We start from the raw sequence: 19842 nt of genomic DNA, 5'->3' as shown, positions 1-19842 counted from the left end.
TCTCCGAAACGTTGTTTTAATTCATTTCGGAAAGAGTGTAGGCAGGCCAGATATCATTTCATAATCAATAAAAACCCATCAGATATTTAAAAAAGGAATACCTGGCACTATCAGCGCCCTACTCCCCATCAAACCGCTAATCCAAAAAAGGCACCTGATTATATAAGCGTTGTAAATTCATAGCCGTAGAATGCTGTTCGCAAAAATCACTGAAGTCACGCCTCCTTAAGGCATTCACGAAACAGCTTTGCGGCAGGGCCTAGCTCTCGACCAGAAGCGGAAAAGCAACCGATATCGCCAAAAGCCAGCGACTTTCCGAGCTTAAAAACCTTGAGTAGCCCCGCCTCTGCGAAAGGTGAAGCCGCCTCGTAAGGCATCAAAGCAACGGTTTCTTGATCTTGCATCAAGGTTAAATTCGTCAGAATGGATAAAGACTCGACAACATTGGAGGGAACGGTCAAACCCTCTTCGGCAAAAAGTTTATCGGCAGTACGTCTTAGTAATGACTCTCGAGTAGGCAGGACCCATGGAAAGTGATGTAACTTCTCAAGGGTTAACGATTGGCTTTCGTGTAGGGGATGTTTCGCACCGGCAACAATGCATAACTCTTCACTGTAGAGGGTTTCCACCGTAAGACTATTAGCCTCATCTCGCCAACGCCAGTCATCAGGAACACGTCCAACCACCAAGTCAACGTCGCCCACTTCCACTGCAGGAAACAGTTGATCCATCTGGCCGACACGTAAAGACACCATGACGTTGGGTGCTCTTTGCTTAAGCAATCGGATTGCTTTTGGAAGCAAGGAAACTGACGCCGAAATCAACGTGCCGACGACGACATGACCACTGGTCCCCTCCTGAAAAGCATTCACTTCGTCTGTCAAGCTGCGCAGCTCTGCCATCAGCAGCTTTGCACGTTTCAAAACAAGCTCACCTAACTCAGTGGGAACGACCCCACGGTTCCCCCTGACGAGTAGCGGGCTGTCAAAATATACTTCTAAGTCATGTATCACTTTGCTAACGGCTGGCTGTGTCAAATTGAGCATCTGGGAAGCTCGTAGCATTGAACCGCTTAAAACCACCTGCTCAAAGACCATTAGCTGATGAAATTTCAACTTACGTGTAATAGAGGAATCTGTGTATTTCATGGCTTTATGACATACCGAGTGGTTGGCAATCTTTAGGTGAGCAAAACTCCATGGAATAGGTCATGTAGTGCAGAACAGCGCTGCCAGCGTTAGAACCAGTCACGTTTCCATGGAGCAACCACTCCAAAAGTGGATAACCGTAAGTACACCCTACTAACGGCAAGAAGAAAAGCTCATGATGCGGCGCTCCAATCCACAGAAAAGCCGCTACTAAAAAGTAGCGGCTTCATACTGCCAGCATGGCACTAACGTTTTAGAAGCTGAATACCGCAATGGCCGGGTCGCGCATCATCTCTGCCATTGGTCCTGGCGCCGCAACACCGACGCCATCAAGTAGACCTTCTTGGGTGTAATCGGTGTTAGGTAAGTAGATGGCACACACATCGACACTGACGCCCTCACCCATCAACATTTTCAACATACCTTCAGGTTTGACCTGACCTGCTGGGTTACTAGGCGGGGTATTGACCGCTGCTTCACTTTCATAGCCATCTACCGCAAGATCACCCGCGGCGTCACACAGCAAGATATGTAGATCCGTGCCCTGCTGACGCATCGCATTGCCTAATATCATTGCCATTGATTGCGTCTGTACTGCGTCGCTGGTCAGAATCATTAACGCTTTATCGCTTTCGGCATCGTGGTTATCTGCGTTAGCCCCCATCGGTACTAAAGCCAACACACCGGCCATTACTAATGTTTTATGCATCGTTATCTCCTTATCAATCTGTGCGATTCGTTGCTTTAAATGCCTTTCTGCGCTACTTCGACTCATACCAAGCGGTGTCAGGATTAACGTCATAACTCCAGGGCAATCCCGAATTACGCCACCCATCACGCGCCCTCACACCTTTTGAGTCACCTTCAGCAAGCGTGCCCCCTTCAAAGCCATCGCTAACCGAATACACCTGCGAAAATCCCATCTCTGCGATCAGATCTGCAGCGGGTGCGCTGCGGGTTGCTCCAGAGCGGCACATTACGATGATCGGAGTATCGTCATTTGCTTGATGCGCCTCGAGCGCGGCACGGATTTGTTCGGCAAAATTGGCGTTACGAACCGTTGGCCATGTTTTGCTATCAGCATCGAACTGAGTCGTGTCCGTTAGTACCCATGGCACATGGATATCAGTGGGTTCTGCAAAACCGGTGAATTTAATTTCGACGGGATCACGCACATCAATCAACAATGCATCTTCTTCTTGCTGTAGCAGGTCATAGGCTTCACGAGCGGACACATACAAGCCCAACTGCGTTTCTCGATAAGAGGGCACGTCTTCAGCTTGAGCGATGGTGATGACACTCATGCTCAGTGTCATCAAGGCAGCAAGGGCAGAATTACGGTACGGAAGCTCAGCAAAATAGCTTGCAACTCCAGACATAACAAAATCCTCTAAAGAAATAACTTTATGGACTTAATATAGCTGGAAAGATGCAGAGCTACCTGCGGCGCTTTGTCACTAGCTAGAAGTAGGAGGCTGTTAGCTAGCCTTGACGTAACAATGCAAGACAACATCGCTAACAGCCTTCGTTGTGCCTAAACGAAGCAGTTCGCTTTTAAGCATTCAGTGGCGTTAAAACAACGTCCCCAAACGACTGATGGTTTAACTACCCTGCCGGATACAATAGCGATTAACATTCAATAGCATTAACGGCCAATCCCCCTTTAGATGTTTCTTTATATTTATCAAGCATATCTCTCCCCGTATCGCGCATGGTACGAATCACCTTATCCAACGATATAAAGTGAGTACCATCACCGTGCAACGCCATTTGCGCTGCATTAATGGCTTTTACGGTGGCAATGGCGTTGCGTTCAATACAGGGGATCTGAACCAGCCCACCCACAGGGTCACAGGTTAATCCTAAGTTGTGCTCCAAGCCGATTTCTGCCGCATGCTCTACTTGTTCGGGCGTTCCTCCCATTACATCAGCTAAGCCAGCTGCCGCCATGGCGCACGCCGACCCTACCTCCCCTTGGCAGCCCACTTCTGCTCCTGATATAGAAGCATTCTTCTTGCAAAGGATGCCAATGGCACCTGCCGCTAGCAGAAAATCCACGACGTTTTTCTCGCAGGCGTTGGGCTGAAATTTCATGTAGTAGTGCAAGACGGCAGGAATAATGCCCGCAGCACCGTTGGTGGGCGCCGTGACCATCCGCCCTCCTGCGGCATTCTCTTCATTAACCGCGAGGGCAAAAATATTCACCCACTCCATCGCTGAAAACGTCGATGCGATTAGGCAATCATTCTGCTCAGCCGCTTGAAGCCGTTGGTGAAGCAGCTTAGCTCTGCGTTTTACTTTCAATCCGCCCGGCAATATCCCTTCATGGGTTAATCCATTGTCGATGCATTCACACATGACTTGCCAGATTCGCCACAGCTCATTTCTAACCTCATCCTCCGTCCGCCATACTTTCTCATTTTCCAGCATCAAGCGGCTGATACTCAGCTGCTCTTTTTTACATAATGCCAGCAGTTCTTCGGCAGTATCGAAGTTGTAGGGAATTGTTGCCCCATCCAAATCCTCTAATGGCAAATCCACCTGGGCTTGTTCAACAACAAAACCGCCCCCTACCGAGTAATAGGTATTTTCATGCAGTAATTGGCCTTGAGATGTAAAAGCGGCAAGCCGCATGGCATTAGGATGGTGAGGCAGACTCTCTTCATGGAAATAAATATCGCGATTCCAATCAAAAATGATTGTTTTTTGGCGTCCAAGTTCTAATAACTGACTCTCTTTAAGCGACGCAATAGATGGCCCAATAATCAAAGGGTCAATCGTGTCGGGGCGCTCGCCCATCAGCCCCATAATAATCGCGTGATCCGTTGCGTGCCCTACACCCGTCGCTGAAAGTGAGCCATAAAGATGAACGTCTAGATGGGCCACTTCATCAAGAAGGTCGACTTCGCGTAGTGATGTAACATACTTAAAAGCGGCCTGCATGGGCCCGACGGTATGGGAACTGGAGGGGCCTACTCCAATCTTAAAAAGGTCGAAAACACTGATAGGCATTGGAGCACCTCTTGACGTATAAACAGGGGAAAATCAGGCGACGCCTGAAAATTTCAATAAGTTATTTATGTGATAACAAACAAAACCAATCTATCTTTTATTGAAGATATTTTTATATTTATAAACAATACTTTTAATCACGACTTCTCACGCATAACTTTTCACGCATAACAAGGGGTTACATATCACTCTGGCAAAAGCTTAGCAGCGACAGCAACCCAACTATAAAAACGCGCTCAAACTATTTGCGTTTATTAACAGCAGAATCAGTTAAAAAACATTAGTTACCAAAAACCACCGTGCGGCCTGAATAAAAGAACACACGACGTTCTAAGTGGTAACTAATCGCCCTAGCCAGGGTGAGACACTCAATATCACGTCCTTTAGCAACCAGATCCTCAGGGTAATGAGCATGGTCGACGGGCTCGACCCCTTGAGCAATAATTGGCCCTTCATCAAGGTCATTATTAATATAATGCGCCGTTGCACCCACCAGCTTGACCCCTTTTTCGTACGCCTGATGGTAAGGCTTAGCGCCTTTAAAACCGGGTAGGAGAGAGTGATGAATGTTGATGGCTCCTCCGGCTAATAGTTCACACATTGAGGGGGAAAGTACCTGCATATACCTTGCCAGCACCACCAGCTCAGCGTCAGTATCCGCAATGATTTTGCGCACCTGCGCTTCCTGCTCCAACTTAGTCTCAGGGCTGATGGGTAGGTAGTGATATGGCAAGCCGTGCCATGTCGCCAACGACTCCAAGTCAGGGTGGTTTGAAATCACTGCCTTAATATCAATGGGCAGTTGCCCAGTGCGATAACGATAGAGAAGATCATTTAAGCAGTGATCAGCTTTCGATACGAGGATCACCGTTCCCGTTCGCTTTCCGGGAGGCGTCAGCTCAAACTGCATGTCGAATTCGCTTGCTCGCGCTGCAAAATCAGCGTGAAAGCGCTCTTCATGGAACTCATCTCGCTCTGGTCGAAACTCAGCGCGAATAAAAAAGCGCCCACCAAGCCGATCATCGAAAGAGTTAAGTTCAGTGATATAGCACTGCTGCTCTTTTAAAAAGCGCGTGACGACGTCCACCGTTCCCAAAAGGCTTTGGCATTGGGCGGCAAGTATCCAGGTATCACTCATTCGGCTCATAATGCATGTATCTCTGTTAGCGGCAGAAGATAGCGGCCAAAACAGCGTTTCGGCCTGCCTGCTTATTGTTCTACGTTCACGCCATACTCTGCTGCTGCATCCAGTAGCCAGCGGTAGCAGTAGTCGGCAAAACTGCGCCGCACGACTAACTCCCAACGCTCTTCACTGGGTCGACGAAGGATGGTCGTGGCCTTGGCGAAAACGGTAGTAACGCCTTTGCCCACGGGAAAGTGGCGGGGATGCACGTCGTAGATCACCGCTTTCATTAACAGCTCGCGGGCCGCCTCACCGGTAATCTCTAACACCGTCTGCCCACCGCTGACATCGCTGATGGCGTAATGGGAATCCCCCAAACGCTCCCGCAGCTGCGTCTCTAGCGGGAACTCCTCACCGCCAGGCACAATCACCAGCCACTCGTCAGGGGAAAGCCACTGAATAGAACGTTCGCCGCTGGCATCTTGCACAAGAGCCTGGGGCTTGCCAGGCAAGTTAATCCCCAGCACGTCGCGCACCGCTTCGTCGAGAACGATGGCACCGCCTCGTAAGATCAGATGCCCAAGCATTGCCCGCTCGCGTAGCTGAACCCGACTTGAACTACCAGCACGAGGAGCGCCACTATGACGGTAGCTAAAGGCTAACGGAGACTCTACCGGGATAGCGGTATCAGTACGGGTATCGAAAGTGGCCGCATTAGACATTTTGGCGCTCTCCCTTGGGATCATAAAAAATGGTGCTGACGATTTCCGCTTCGTGAACTTGGCCGTCTGCCATGGGCAGATAGACGGTTTCGCCCATTTTCTTGAGGCCGCCTTTCACCACCGCTAAAGCAAATCCAGAGTCCAGAATTGGGCTGTAGTAGCTTGAGGTCACATGCCCCACCATGGGCATCGGGATCGCATGCTTAGGATCAAACACAATCTGGGCCCCCTCCTCCAGCACCACCGTTGGATCTTTGGGCCTCAGACCTACCAGCTGCTTGCGGTTTTCACGCTTGGTATCCGTTCGCGTCAGGGCTCGCTTGCCAATCCATGAGAAAGGCTTGTCGTAACCTACGCACCACTGCATGCCCAGGTCTTCCGGCGTCACGGAGCCGTCGGTTTCCTGGCCAACGATAATAAAGCCTTTTTCAGCACGCAGGACGTGCATGGTCTCTGTGCCATAGGGCGTTAAGCCATACTTCTCGCCATGCTTGAAAAGGGTCTGCCACACGTGCATGGCGTAGTTGGCTTGAACGTTAATCTCAAAGGTCAACTCACCTGTAAAGGAGATTCGATAGACTCGCGCAGGCACCCCGGCCACTTTCCCCGCACGCCACTCCATAAACTTAAAGCTATCGCGGTCGAGATCGATATCTGTCATCTCAGCCAGCAGCTTGCGCGCTTCGGGGCCAGTGATCGTCATGGTGGCCCAGTGGTCAGTCACTGAAGAGAAGTAGACATCCAGTTCTGGCCACTCGGTCTGATGCCATAACTCCAACCATTCCAATATCGCTGCTGCGCCACCGGTGGTGGTGGTCATCAAAAAGTGATTTTCAGCAAGACAGCTGGTCACACCGTCATCAGTGACCATGCCATCATCTTTGCACATAAAGCCATAACGGCACTTACCAACTGCCAACTTCTCCCACTTATTGGTATAGATACGCGCCAAGAATTCACGCGCATCCGGCCCTTGAATGTCGATCTTGCCAAGCGTCGAAGCATCGAGAATACCCACTTTCTCGCGCACCGCTAAACATTCGCGGGCTACCGCCTCGTGCATAGTCTCGGTCGTGCCATTCACCTTCTGTGGGTAGTACCAGGGACGCTTCCACTGGCCGACATCCTCAAACTCGGCGCCGCGCTCAACGTGCCACTGATGAAGAGCGGTATAGCGCTCAGGATCGAACAGATCACGGCAGTGACGACCGACGATGGCGCCAAAAGTCACCGGCGTATAATTAGGCCGAAACACCGTGGTGCCCACCTCGGGGATGGAGCGATTCAGGCAGCGAGCTGCAATGGCCATACCATTAATATTGCCCAACTTGCCTTGGTCGGTACCGAAACCCATCGCGGTATAGCGCTTAATATGCTCGATGGACTCAAAGCCTTCCCGGGTAGCCAGTTCGATGCCCGCTGCGGTGACGTCGTTCTGCAGGTCGACGAATTGCTTTGGCCCGCGCAGCGTGGGCTTCTCATGGGGAACCTGGAAAAGTGCCACCGCTGGTCCCTGCTGGAGACGTTCGACGCTAGGCAGGTTAACCGGCTGAGCCGCGTGGCCTGTGGCTGCGGCTGCTTTAATGCCAGCCTCAACACCCTCGGCAAGTACGTCTCCCAACGCATAGGTACCATTAGCGCCACCGCAGGCATGAACGCCCTTCACTAGCCCTGGCACAAAGCCGAGGATATCGTCACGCCAAGTAGGCCGCGCGCCGGTATGAGAAGCCAAGTGAATGACCGGGCTATAACCACCTGAGCTAGCAATAGTGTCGCAGGCCAACTCCTGAATCGGGCCACTCACTCGGTAAGCGCCAATATCGATCTTGGCCACCCGTGCGGCAGTGACTCGGTTGCTGCCTTTCGCCTCGATAACGGCACTGCCGGTGATGATCTTGATACCTTGGGCGCGGGCGGCATCGACCCAATCCCCTGCAGGCGCTTCGCGGGCATCAACAACCGCCACCACCTCGCAGCCTGCTTCCTTCCAGTCTAAGGCGGCGCGATAGCCATCGTCGTTGCTGGTGGAGAGCACCAGTTGGCGACCTGGCACGACACCATAGCGTCGAATGTAGGTAGAAACAGCGCTTGCCAATAGGTTGCCTGGAACGTCATTTCCCGCATACACCAATGGTCGCTCGTGAGCGCCTGTGGCTAGGATCACCTGACCAGCGCGAACTCGATGCATACGGGAACGTACCGGTCGGCGGCCATTGACGACAGGCGCCGTTTCGCCCAGATGCTCAGTACGCCGCTCGTGCAGTGTCACAAAATTGTGATCGTGATAGCCGTTAGCCGTGGTGCGTGGCAGCAGTGTGACGTTCTCACATCCGGCTAGCTCTTCAAGCACTCGAGCAACCCACTGGTCTGCCGACTTGCCATCCAGAGTTTCGCGGCTACCCAACAGTGAGCCGCCCATCTCTTCTTGCTCATCGGCAACGATCACCCGCGCACCGCCACGGGCAGCAGCCAATGCTGCAGACAAGCCAGCAGCGCCAGCGCCAACGACCAGCACATCGCAGTGTTGATGAAGGTGGTCATAGCTGTCTGGATCGGCTTCCATAGGGCTGCGGCCCAGACCTGCCGCCTTACGAATGTACTTTTCGTAGGTCAGCCACATCGATGCCGGTGCCATAAACGTCTTGTAGTAGAAGCCCGGCGGCATAAATTGCCCACCTAACTTGCCTATCAAGCCCATCAAGTCACGCTGTACATTAGGCCAACCGTTGGTGCTACAGGCGGCTAATCCGTCAAACAGCGCTTGCTGGGTAGCGCGAACATTGGGCACCTGTGCCGCTTCGGTACTGCCTAATTGAACAATGGCATTGGGCTCTTCAGCGCCTGCGGCGACGATGCCTCTGGGGCGGGAATACTTAAAGCTGCGGTTAACGATATCCACACCGTTAGCCAGCAGCGCCGAAGCCAGGGTATCTCCAGAGTGCCCTTGGTAACGCTGACCGTTAAAGGTAAAGCTCAACGTGCGAGAGCGATCGATTCGGCCGCCTGTCTTTAGGCGGAACACTTGTTGCTTGGACTGGCTCATGCCCGCACTCCTTCTTGATGGCTTACCGCTGCAGCCTCGCGAGGCTGCCTTTGGCTGTCGGCGGTAATCGTCGGCTGCTCGCCTATTTTGTAGGTCTCGAGAATTTCGTAGCTCACCGTGTGGCGCGTCACGTTGAAGAACTTACGGCAACCCACCGCATGCACCCACATTTCGTGATGCACACCTCTGGGATTGTTGCGGAAGAAAAGATAGTTACCCCACTCTTCATCACTACACGCCTCGGGCTCTTTGGGACGCTCAATATGCGCTTGGCCCTTGGGGTGAAACTCCTCTTCCTCACGGTGCTCGCCGCAGTAGGGGCAGTAGATATAAAACATGACGGATACTCCTCTCGTATTTACCCTAGTGGGCCACGCCGGCAGCGCCGTGCTCATCAATCAGCGCACCGCTATGGAAGCGGAACATGGAGAACGGCTCAGCGATGGGGTGCATCTCACCCTTAGCCAAGCTGGCGGCGAACACGTGACCCGATCCTGGGGTAGCTTTGAAGCCACCCGTGCCCCAACCACAGTTGAAGAACAACCCCTTCACCGGTGTTTTAGAGATAATCGGACAGGCATCCGGACAGGTATCTACAATACCGCCCCACTGACGGTTCATACGCACCCGAGAGAAGATCGGGAACATCTCGACGATCGCCTGAAGGGTGTGTTCCACGGTAGGATAGCTACCCCGCTGGCCATAGCCGTTATAGCCGTCAATGCCAGCACCGATGACTAGGTCGCCTTTATCAGACTGACTGATATAGCCATGCACGTGATTAGACATCACCACGGTATCGAGAATCGGTTTAATCGGCTCGGAGACCAGGGCTTGTAGCGGGTGGGATTCCAGGGGCAACTGAAAGCCGCCCATGCTGGCCAACACGCCAGAATTACCGGCAGCCACACAGCCCACTGTCTTAGCCTCGATATCGCCACGGTTGGTGTGCACACCGTAGATCCTACCGTCACGGATTTTGAAGCCAGTAACTTCGGTCTGCTGGAGAATATCCACCCCGTGAGCATCAGCACCGCGCGCATAGCCCCAGGCCACAGCGTCGTGACGCGCCACCCCAGCACGCGGCTGCCAGGAAGCGCCCATCACCGGGTAGCGAGCGTTCTTGGAGCAGTCCATGATCGGCACCAGTGCCTGCACACCCTTGGTGTCCAGCACTTCGCCGTCAATGCCGTTTAGGCGATTCGCATTAACACGGCGCTGGATATCGCGCATATCCTGCAAGGTATGCCCCAGGTTGAGCACCCCACGCTGGGAGAACATGACGTTGTAGTTAAGGTCTTGAGAAAGTCCTTCCCACAGCTTCATGGCATGTTCGTAAAGGGCAGCCGATTCGTCCCATAAGTAGTTCGAACGCACAATGGTCGTATTACGGGCGGTATTACCACCGCCCAACCAGCCCTTCTCGATCACCGCGACATTCTTGACACCGAACTCTTTGGCCAAGTAATAAGCCGTGGCCAAACCGTGGCCACCACCACCGACGATGATCACATCGTACTGCTTCTTAGGCGTGGGATTGCGCCATTGGCGCTCCCAGTTTTCATGGTGGCTCAGCGCGTGCTTGACCAGGCCGAAGCCGGAATAGCGTTGCATAATGGTCTCCTTAGTTCAGCCGCGCCGGGCCTTGCCGGCAAGCCGATTCAAGCAATAGATTCGACGGCTTCAGCGACAGCTTCAGCATAGACAGGGTGCCGGGCACACACGTCACTCACTTTAGCCAGCACCTCAGCCTCGATGGCAGCGGTATCACTCCCAGCAGCTAATACGTCTAGGATGTCGCAAATCCAGCCAGCTAGTTCGCCACACTCTTGGGCATTGAAGCCACGCGTGGTAACCGCGGGGGTACCAATACGTAGACCCGATGTCACGAAGGGGCTCTGGGGGTCGTTGGGCACCGTATTCTTATTAACGGTGATATGCGCGCGGCCCAATGCGGCATCCGCATCCTTACCCGTGACGCCCTGCTGGATAAGCGAGACCAAGAAAAGATGATCTTCGGTACCACCCGACACGACATCATAGCCGCGCTCCATGAATACGCTGGCCATGGCTTGGGCGTTGTCAATCACCTGCTGCTGGTAACGCACAAACTCCTGGCTCATGGCTTCCTTGAACGCCACCGCTTTCGCCGCGATAACATGCATCAATGGGCCACCTTGCTGGCCTGGGAAGACTGCACCATTAAGCTTTTTGTAGAGCGCCTCGTCGCCATCCGCAGACAGAATCAGGCCGCCGCGGGGGCCACGCAGCGTTTTATGGGTGGTGGTGGTGACGACGTGGGCATGAGGCAGCGGGCTTGGATAAAGGTTAGCTGCCACCAAACCTGCAACGTGGGCCATGTCGACCATTAAGTAAGCACCCACTTCATCAGCAATAGTGCGGAAACGACGCCAATCCACCACGCGAGAGTAGGCAGAGAAACCGGCGATGATCATTTTCGGCTGATGCTCGCGGGCCAAACGCTCAACTTCTTCGTAATCGATCTCACCGGTTTCCGGCGTGAGACCGTATTGAACGGCATTGTAGTGTTTGCCCGAGAAGTTAGGAGCGGCGCCGTGGGTTAAATGGCCGCCGTGGGCAAGGCTCATACCTAGAATCGTATCGCCAGGTTTGACCAGTGCCATAAACACAGCGGCATTTGCCTGGGCACCGGAATGCGGCTGCACATTGGCATAATTGGCACTAAATAAGTTGCAAGCGCGCTCAATGGCTAAGGCTTCAACCTTGTCGACGAACTCACAGCCACCGTAGTAGCGACGGCCTGGGTAGCCTTCCGCATACTTGTTAGTCAGTTGGGTACCCTGCGCTTCCATAACAAGTTGACTGGTGTAATTTTCGGAGGCGATCAGTTCAATATGCGCTTCTTGGCGTACCGTTTCTTCAGCAATTGCTTCTGCAAGCAAACTGTCGTAACTGGCCAAACGTGCTTTGGGGGAAAAATTATTTTGAAGCATTATCGCCTCCTGATGAGTGACTTTTTTATTAAGTGCTGGGCATTCTCTTTAACGCTGATAATCCAAGGTTCCTATCAACGTTTTCTTACCGCGATACTATCGTTGGTTTCCTAGCCCAAGATACTTGTTGACGTCACCACTCGATGTATTTGCGACATCGACATCAATTAGCCAGGCTTCGCAAATAGCCCCTTGATGATGACTCATAAAAAAGCGCCCTAAACGGCAAAAGCCATAAAGGGCGCTTTACTGAAGTATTAAAAAATGACTGTGCTAAAAATCGACGACGAGATCCCCTTTAGGACGACTACAGCAAGATAGAATGTAGCCCTCTGCGACATCCTCATCCGTAATGCCCCCGTTATGCTCCATATCCACCTCTCCCGACTTGAGCTCTACGCGGCAAGTACCGCATATCCCCATACCACATGCTTTGGGGATATGCAGACCCAACTTCGCCGCGGCTGCATGCACCGTTTCGCTAGGCTGAATTCGCACACTTTTGCCGGTCGATGCGAACTCAATGCTGTGCAAGTCATTGCTATCAATATTTTCAGCATCGACTTCTGCTTGCTCGGCCAGCTCACGCACATCATCACGAACGTCGACAGGCGTGGCACCAAACGACTCTTCGTGATAATGACTCATATCAAAGTTATGGTGCTGCAAAATACGCTTAATGGCGTTCATATAGGGAGTCGGGCCGCAACAAAAGATCTCCCTCTCCATAAAGTCCGGCACCATTAATTCGAATAACGGCTCCGTGAGATAACCCCGATAACCAGCCCACGCCTCTCCAATATCTTCTTTACTCTCACAGATAATATGCAGTTTGAATTCGGGGATACGCGAAAACATATGCACCAATTCACGATGATAAATGACATCGCGAGGAGCTCTAGCACTATGTATAAATTCAACATCAACAGCGGCGTTAGTATCAAAAAGCCAACGTGTCATGGACATTAAAGGGGTAATACCAACACCGCCAGAAAGAAACAGCACTTTCTCGGCGGGAAAGTCGATCGAGTTAAAGTTACCGACCGGCCCATGCACCACCAGCTCATCGCCCACTTTTAAATTGGCATGCAGCCAATTGGACACCTTGCCTCCCGGCACCTGCTTAACAGTGATCGAAAAGCTGTAAGGAATAGAGGGTGAGCTTGAGATTGTATAGGAGCGCATGATCGGCTGATTATCGATCTCAAGCTCAAGGGTCACAAACTGGCCAGGCTTGAAGAAGAACAGTACGGGTTGCTCCGCCATAAAACAGAACGTGCGTACATCTTGGGTTTCTTGGATCACCTTAACGCAACGTACCTGGTGGCGGCCGTTAGTCCAGGTTTGGGTCGTGACCGGGTTAAAGAAATTAGTTGTCATTATCGCCTCTGCCTGACCAGCCTTCATCGCTATGCATCACCGAACCGTATGCGCTATACAGCCCAGCACCGTTGATGTGCATTTTGGGGACGCTCTTATTAACTGACTTACCTGACAACGACGCGCACTTACCTCGTGCCACTCTTTATTGCTTAGAAACCTCTTCTTTAGTCGCCGCTACGCCACCTGATGTCGCGGGCAGATAACTGGCAAGGATGTGCCTGCAACACAATCGGACACTGACATCAGGCCCGCTCGAATAAAACGCCAGGTTACGCAACAGAACAACAAGATAAGCAATCTTGACTAACGGCCGCCACGCAGTCCTTGAGGGGAAAGCGGAGGTTTACGAGGATACTGGTATGGAAAAAAGTGTTTCTAATAGGATGGATGACCCACTGGCTGCGGCTCGTGAGTCAACGGCCCAAATGCTGCAGGAAAGGGCGCGCACCTTTTCACTTCCGCAACCGTTTTATAACGATGCCCGCCTGTTTGCTCTTGATATGCAGGAGGTTTTCGAAAAAGAATGGTTGTTCGCAGGTATGACATGCGAGATCCCCACCAAGGGTAACTTCATCACCTTGGATATTGGCGACAACCCCATCGTTATTGTGCGCGGTAGTGAAGGCGTTATTCATGCGTTTCACAATGTGTGCCGCCATCGCGGTTCGCGTCTATGCGTAAAAGATAAGGGCAAGGTGGCAAAACTCGTCTGCCCGTATCATCAGTGGACTTACGAGCTTGATGGCCGATTGCTGTTTGCCGGTAGCGACATGGGCACTGACTTCGACCTCAACCAGTTTGGCCTCAAGCCAGTCAACGTCCAAACGGCTGGCGGCTTCATCTTTATCAATCTAAGCGATGAGCCACCCGCCATAGACGATTTTCTAGCAACGCTTGAGCATTATCTTGAACCGTATCAAATGGATAACGTCAAGGTTGCCACCGAATCCAGCATTGTCGAGCAAGCCAACTGGAAGCTGGTCATCGAAAACAACCGCGAGTGCTACCACTGTAACGGCGCGCACCCTGAACTGCTTAATTCGTTGCAGGAGTTTGATGATACCGACGACCCCCGCGCAACACCCGCTTATAAAGCGCTGGTGGCACGTAAACAAGCAGATTGGGATGCCGAACAGGTGCCCTACCAGTTAAAGCGGTTTGGTAAACGCAACCGCCTGACGCGTACGCCACTGCTGGATGGCATTGTCTCCATGACAATGGATGGTAAGCCCGGCAGCAAGAAACTGATGGGGCGTTTATCAAGCCCCGACATGGGCTCACTGCGTATCCTTCACCTGCCCAACTCATGGAACCATTTCATGGGCGATCACGCGGTGGTATTTCGCGTGTTGCCAATTGGTCCGCAGCAAACCGTGGTGACGACCAAGTGGCTGGGTCACAAGGATGCCGTGGAAGGCGTCGACTACGACCCCGAACAGCTTCGCCGAGTATGGGATGCCACCAACGACCAGGATCGCCAGCTCGCCGAAGAGAACCAGCGCGGCATCAACTCAAAGGCTTATCAGCCTGGGCCTTATTCCGAAACCTATGAATTCGGTGTTATCGATTTTGTCGATTGGTACGCCGCCCGTATGCTTGAGAATCTAGGCCACGAGGCTCCCGCACTACAGCTAGCCCAAGGCTAGCGATATCGTTCAACACACGATATACAACTAACTGGCCCGCTTATGCGGGCCAGTTTTTTTGGCTACTAAGTTGCTTCCGAGCGGCTTAGGCGGCAAGCGGCATACTTGAACTCTGGAATCTTTCCGTAAGGGTCCAGCGCTGGGTTAGTGAGTAAATTTGCAGCGGCTTCGCCATAACAGAAAGGCACGAAGACCATCCCCTCTGGCATTCCTGGGTCAACCCTCGCTTTAAGAGTAATGGCGCCTCGGCGAGTAGCAATTGTCAGATCATCACCCGGCGCCATGCCAAGCCTTACCAGCTCAGCTGGCGCCAAGCTCGCCACGGCTTCCGGCTCCAGGTCATCGAGCACTTTGGCGCGACGGGTCATTGATCCGGTATGCCAGTGCTCTAACTGACGGCCAGTGGTCAGCACCGTCGGATAGTCGTTATCTACCGGCTCATCCGGGGGCAGTGGCCGCGTAGGCGCGAACTTAGCCCGCCCACTGACGGTTGGGAAGACCTCACTGAAGACCACGTCTTGTCCCGGTGCATCCTCCGCTGAGCAAGGGTAAGTCACCGACTGCTCGCGCTCCAAACGCTCCCAGGAAATATTATCGAGAGAGGCCATGCCGCGCTTCATTTCAGCAAACACATCACGCGGATGCTGGTAGTTCCAATCCAGGCCGAAGCGTTTAGCCATTTCCTGGATGATCCACCAGTCCGGCTTGGCCTGGCCCGGTAGCGGCAAGGCCGCACGCCCCATCTGCACTTGCCTATTGGTGTTGGTGACGGTGCCGTCCTTCTCGGGCCAAGCGGAGGCCGGCAGAATGACATCGGCGAATTGAGCGGTTTCAGTGACAAAAAGATCCTGTACCACCAGATGTTCCAGCTTGGCCAACGCGGCCCGGGCATGAGCCAGGTCTGGATCGGACATCGCCGGGTTTTCCCCCTGGATATACATGCCGCGAATGGTGCCCGCAGCGATAGCATCCATAATTTCCACCACGGTGAGACCCGGCGTGGGATCCAGTTTGGTATTCCACAGCTCTTCGAAAGCACTGCGTACCTGAGCATCGCTGACCGGCTGGTAGTCCGGCATCACCATGGGAATAAGGCCAGCATCAGACGCCCCTTGAACGTTGTTTTGCCCCCGCAGAGGATGCAAACCAGTGCCAGGACGCCCGGTTTGGCCACAAGCCAGCGCCAGCGAGATCAAACAGCGGGCGTTGTCGGTGCCGTGGGTGTGTTGAGAAATTCCCATGCCCCAGAAAATCATCGCCCGCTCGGCAGTCGCATAGAGCCGCGCCACCTCGCGGATGGTCTCTGGCTCGACACCGCACAGGCCGCTCATCGCTTCGGGGGTCATGTCCACCGTATGTGTCTTCAGTGCCTCAAAGCCCTCGGTATGCTCGGTGATATAGGCCGTGTCATAGAGCTCTTCGCTGATGATTACATTGAGCATGGCATTAAACAGCGCCACATCCGTACCCAGTGAAAAGCGAACGCTGCGATGGGCGTAGGCATCCAACGCCTGACCACGGGGGTCGAGTATCACTATTTTGGTACCGCGCTTGGCGGCCTGTTTAAAGAAGGTGGCCGCCACCGGATGGTTTACCGCGGGGTTACAGCCGGTAAGAATCACTACATCGGCCTGACTGGCCTGCATAAAGGAAGCGGTTACCGAACCGGAGCCGATACACTCCATGAGCGCTGCCACCGAACTGGCGTGACACAAGCGCGTACAGTGATCCACATGGTTGGAACCAAAGCCGGTACGCACTAGCTTCTGGAAAAGCCACGCCTCCTCATTGGAGCACTTGGCGCTGCCAAAACCAGCCAAGGCGTCAGGGCCATGATTCACTTTTAGGTTCACAAGCCCACTGGCGGCAAACTCCAGGGCTTCATCCCAGCTTGCCTCGCGGAAATGCGTCAAGGGGTTGGCGGGGTCGAAGTCTGGATCGATTCCCTTTGCGACACCCTCGCGACGGATCAGCGGAGTAACAAGCCGGGATGGATGGCGCGGATAATCATAACCAAAGCGCCCTTTGACACACAGACGGCTCTCGTTCGAAGGGCCGTTCCTGCCCTCCACATAAAGGATCTTATCGTCCTTGATATGGTAGGGAAGCTGACAGCCAACCCCGCAGTAGGGACACACTGAGTCAACCTTGCGGTCAGCCACAGCAGAGTCTCCGTGACCCTGCTCATCCACTAGGGTGGCAGGCATTAAAGCACCCGTGGGGCAGGCTTGAACACACTCGCCGCAAGCAACACAGGTGCTGTCCCCCATGGGGTCGTCGAAATCAAATACGATCTTAGACGCCGCCCCACGGGGAGCCAGTCCGATAACATCGTTAACCTGCACGTCGCGACAGGCACGCACACACAGATTGCACTCAATACAGGCATCAAGGTTAACGCGCATGGCAGAGTGGCTGCTGTCTTGCTCCAGGCTACCCGCCCTAGGCGCCACATGGTGCACGGTAGCTGTCTCACGCTCTTCGCGCTTGGGCAGCTTGCGGCGCACTGCCGTGGCATCAATGGCCAGCTGGTCAGCCATGGTCCAGAAATGGCTTGAGCTGTCGGGGCTCTCTTCGCGCTCAGGCTGGTCGACCAGCAGCATTTCCATGACCATCTTGCGGGCCGTGTGTGCACGTTCAGAGCTGGCACTATTACCCACCATACCGGGAGCCGCCTGACGCAGACAGCTTGCGGCCAAGGTGCGCTCGCCCTCGATTTCCACCATACAAGCACGGCAGTTGCCGTCGGCGCGTTAGCCGCTGGCATCCTTGAAACAGAGATGCGGAATGGTCTCGCCTGCACGCTTGGCGACTTGCCAGAGGGTTTCACCGGGGTAGGCGCTGACGTCAACGCCGTCCAGGGTCAGGGTAAAGCTTTGGTTTAAGCTCGGTTCACTCATACTGATCTCCCTTATCCCTTGACGATAACGTTCTGGGCAGCCAGTTCACTGCGAAAATCCTTGAGCAAGCCCAATACTGGGTTAGGTGCCGCCTGACCAAGCCCACAAATAGAAGCATCTACCATCACTTGGGAGAGTTGCGTCATAAGCCCAGCATCCCATTCATTACGCTCAAGCAGCGTCAGCATTTTTTCTGTTCCCACTCGACACGGCGTGCATTGACCACAGGACTCATCGGCAAAGAAAGCCAGTAGGTTGGTAGCAACCCCGCGCAGATTGTCCTGATCGGAAAGCACGATCACCGCGGCTGAGCCAATAAAACAGCCGTGCTCCTGGAGGGTATCGAAGTCGAGAGGAATATTGGCTTTAGTGGCGGGCAGAATACCGCCAGAGGCGCCACCAGGTAGATAAGCCGCCAAGCGGTGACCTTCCGCCATGCCGCCACAATACTCGTCAATTAACTCGTTTAGCGTAATGCCAGCTGGCGCCAGATAAACGCCAGGCTGCTTAACGCGCCCCGAAACAGAGAAACTGCGCAGCCCCACACGGCCATGGCGGCCCTGACTGGAGAAGGCCTCCGCGCCACGCTGCCAAATCATCGGAATCCAGTAGACGGTCTCGACGTTATTGACCAGCGTTGGGCGGTCCAAGAGCCCTTTCTGAGCCACAAACGGAGGACGATGGCGGGGCTTGCCCGGCTTGCCTTCCAGGGACTCGATCATCGCCGACTCTTCGCCGCAGATGTAAGCACCCGCTCCGCGGCGCAGCACGATATACCCCGGCGCTACTAGGCCAGCGTCCTCAAGCTCGCCAATCGCCTCGCGCAGCACGACATGTAACGCTGGATACTCGTCACGTAGGTAGATATACAGCGCCTCAGCGTCTACCGCCCAAGCACTGACCAAGGCACCTTCAAGAAACTGGTGCGGCGCACGCTCCAGATAATAACGGTCCTTAAAGGTACCGGGTTCGCCCTCATCAGCATTAATGGCACAGTAGCGGGGACCAGCCTCCTGACGCACAAAGTGCCATTTCTTAAAAGTAGGAAAACCCGCGCCCCCTAAGCCGCGGAGGTTGGCCTGCTGCATCGCTTCCATCAATGCTTCAACCGTCACTTCCCCGCTGCGGCAGGCCTGGAGCAATGCAAAACCACCCTCGCTGCGATAGCTATCAAGTCGTTGCCAATCGATAGGTTCGGGGTGAGTGTCGTCGGCATCGATAGCTGCCTGAACTTGAGCCACATCGGCTCGACCTAAGTGGTGATGGCCGACCTCCACTACGGGCGCTGTATCGCAGCGCCCCATGCATGGCGCGCGCAACACCCGTACCTGCTCGATATCGACGTTTGCTTCCAACTGCGCTTTAAGCGCCTCAGCGCCAGCTAACTGGCAAGCCAGAGAGTCACAAACGCGGATAGTCAACGCCGGGGGCACGTCCTGGTCGTCATGGATGACATCGAAGTGAGCATAAAAGGTTGCTGTCTCATAGATCGCTGCCATAGGCAGGTTCATATAAGCCGCCAGGGCACGCAGGTCTGCCAACAACAAATGCCCTCGGGCATCCTGAAGAGCATGCAGGTGTTCGATTAATAAATCGCGTCGACGCAATGCGGCATCGTTGCGTTCATCGCCCAGCAGTTCACGCAATCCCTCAAGACGGATGGGATCGAGTTCACGGCCGCGGGGCTTGCCGCGAAAGCGGCGCTTGGGGGTCACGGTCTGGACGGTCATGGGTCACTCATTATTATCTTGATCGGCGGTATACCGAATGAACGAAGACGGCACCCCGCGGGGTGCCGTCTAGGGTCTTACTATCTATCCTGAACGATCTATTTCGATCTATCTATTTCTAACTACCTGTTTCGAGCTATCTATCTCGTATCCCCTGCGG

The 19842-nt window shown here is 53.7% G+C and carries 15 protein-coding genes; 1 reads left to right on the top strand and 14 read right to left on the bottom strand.

The features are described 5' to 3' along the window. Positions 1 to 215 precede the first annotated feature (215 nt). The 11 genes from REH51_RS11180 to gbcB all read right to left on the bottom strand — a co-directional run bounded on the left by REH51_RS11180 (position 216) and on the right by gbcB (position 13403). Positions 216 to 1148 (bottom strand): LysR family transcriptional regulator, encoded by a 933-nt coding sequence (locus REH51_RS11180; RefSeq protein ID WP_009724051.1) that lies wholly within the window; start codon positions 1146 to 1148, stop codon positions 216 to 218. Between the two features lie 253 nt (positions 1149 to 1401). Beyond that, positions 1402 to 1857 carry a DsrE family protein gene (locus REH51_RS11175; protein ID WP_498935753.1) on the bottom strand — a complete coding sequence of 152 codons (456 nt, stop codon included), beginning with the start codon at positions 1855 to 1857 and terminating at the stop codon, positions 1402 to 1404. A 52-nt stretch (positions 1858 to 1909) separates the two neighbouring features. Then, positions 1910 to 2527, bottom strand: coding sequence for a rhodanese-like domain-containing protein (locus tag REH51_RS11170; protein WP_009724049.1), 618 nt, complete (start codon positions 2525 to 2527; stop codon positions 1910 to 1912). A gap of 250 nt (positions 2528 to 2777) precedes the next feature. After that, positions 2778 to 4160, bottom strand: coding sequence for an L-serine ammonia-lyase (locus REH51_RS11165; RefSeq protein ID WP_009724048.1), 1383 nt, complete (start codon positions 4158 to 4160; stop codon positions 2778 to 2780). 280 nt (positions 4161 to 4440) lie between these two features. Then, the gene (purU, locus tag REH51_RS11160) at positions 4441 to 5307 is read right to left on the bottom strand and encodes a formyltetrahydrofolate deformylase (protein WP_498935751.1); all 867 of its coding nucleotides are present in this window, start codon (positions 5305 to 5307) and stop codon (positions 4441 to 4443) included. Between the two features lie 62 nt (positions 5308 to 5369). Continuing rightward, on the bottom strand, positions 5370 to 6005 hold the full coding sequence (locus tag REH51_RS11155) for a sarcosine oxidase subunit gamma (RefSeq protein ID WP_009724046.1): 636 nt from the start codon (positions 6003 to 6005) through the stop codon (positions 5370 to 5372). Continuing rightward, complete coding sequence (locus REH51_RS11150) at positions 5998 to 9048, bottom strand: sarcosine oxidase subunit alpha family protein (RefSeq protein ID WP_498935749.1); 3051 nt, start codon at positions 9046 to 9048, stop codon at positions 5998 to 6000. Before REH51_RS11150 ends, REH51_RS11155 begins: the two co-directional genes overlap by 8 nt. Next, a complete protein-coding gene (locus tag REH51_RS11145) occupies positions 9045 to 9386 on the bottom strand; it encodes a sarcosine oxidase subunit delta (protein ID WP_009724044.1) in 342 nt (113 codons plus the stop codon). Before REH51_RS11145 ends, REH51_RS11150 begins: the two co-directional genes overlap by 4 nt. A gap of 25 nt (positions 9387 to 9411) precedes the next feature. Continuing rightward, positions 9412 to 10662, bottom strand: a complete 1251-nt coding sequence (locus tag REH51_RS11140) for a sarcosine oxidase subunit beta family protein (protein ID WP_009724043.1) — start codon at positions 10660 to 10662, stop codon at positions 9412 to 9414. 47 nt (positions 10663 to 10709) lie between these two features. Continuing rightward, positions 10710 to 12023, bottom strand: coding sequence for a serine hydroxymethyltransferase (gene glyA / locus REH51_RS11135; RefSeq protein WP_009724042.1), 1314 nt, complete (start codon positions 12021 to 12023; stop codon positions 10710 to 10712). A 273-nt stretch (positions 12024 to 12296) separates the two neighbouring features. Further along, the gene (gene gbcB / locus REH51_RS11130) at positions 12297 to 13403 is read right to left on the bottom strand and encodes a glycine betaine monooxygenase reductase subunit (protein ID WP_009724041.1); all 1107 of its coding nucleotides are present in this window, start codon (positions 13401 to 13403) and stop codon (positions 12297 to 12299) included. Positions 13404 to 13765: 362 nt separating this feature from the next. Between gbcB and gbca the strand changes: the two genes are divergently transcribed. Beyond that, positions 13766 to 15052 (top strand): glycine betaine monooxygenase oxygenase subunit, encoded by a 1287-nt coding sequence (gene gbca / locus REH51_RS11125; RefSeq protein WP_498935747.1) that lies wholly within the window; start codon positions 13766 to 13768, stop codon positions 15050 to 15052. 65 nt (positions 15053 to 15117) lie between these two features. Here the strand turns inward: gbca and fdhF are convergent, their stop codons facing one another. From fdhF to REH51_RS11110, 3 genes are read right to left on the bottom strand one after another with little or no spacing between them, the layout of a single operon-like run. Further along, positions 15118 to 17778, bottom strand: coding sequence for a formate dehydrogenase subunit alpha (gene fdhF, locus REH51_RS11120; protein WP_498935745.1), 2661 nt, complete (start codon positions 17776 to 17778; stop codon positions 15118 to 15120). Positions 17779 to 17805: 27 nt separating this feature from the next. After that, complete coding sequence (locus REH51_RS11115; protein WP_498935743.1) at positions 17806 to 17952, bottom strand: 2Fe-2S iron-sulfur cluster-binding protein; 147 nt, start codon at positions 17950 to 17952, stop codon at positions 17806 to 17808. 11 nt (positions 17953 to 17963) lie between these two features. After that, positions 17964 to 19682, bottom strand: a complete 1719-nt coding sequence (locus REH51_RS11110) for an NADH-ubiquinone oxidoreductase-F iron-sulfur binding region domain-containing protein (protein ID WP_009724037.1) — start codon at positions 19680 to 19682, stop codon at positions 17964 to 17966. Between the last annotated feature and the right edge of the window lie 160 nt (positions 19683 to 19842).

The sequence above is a fragment of the Halomonas bluephagenesis genome (assembly GCF_054790765.1).
This window is presented reverse-complemented; position numbering and strand designations above follow the sequence as displayed.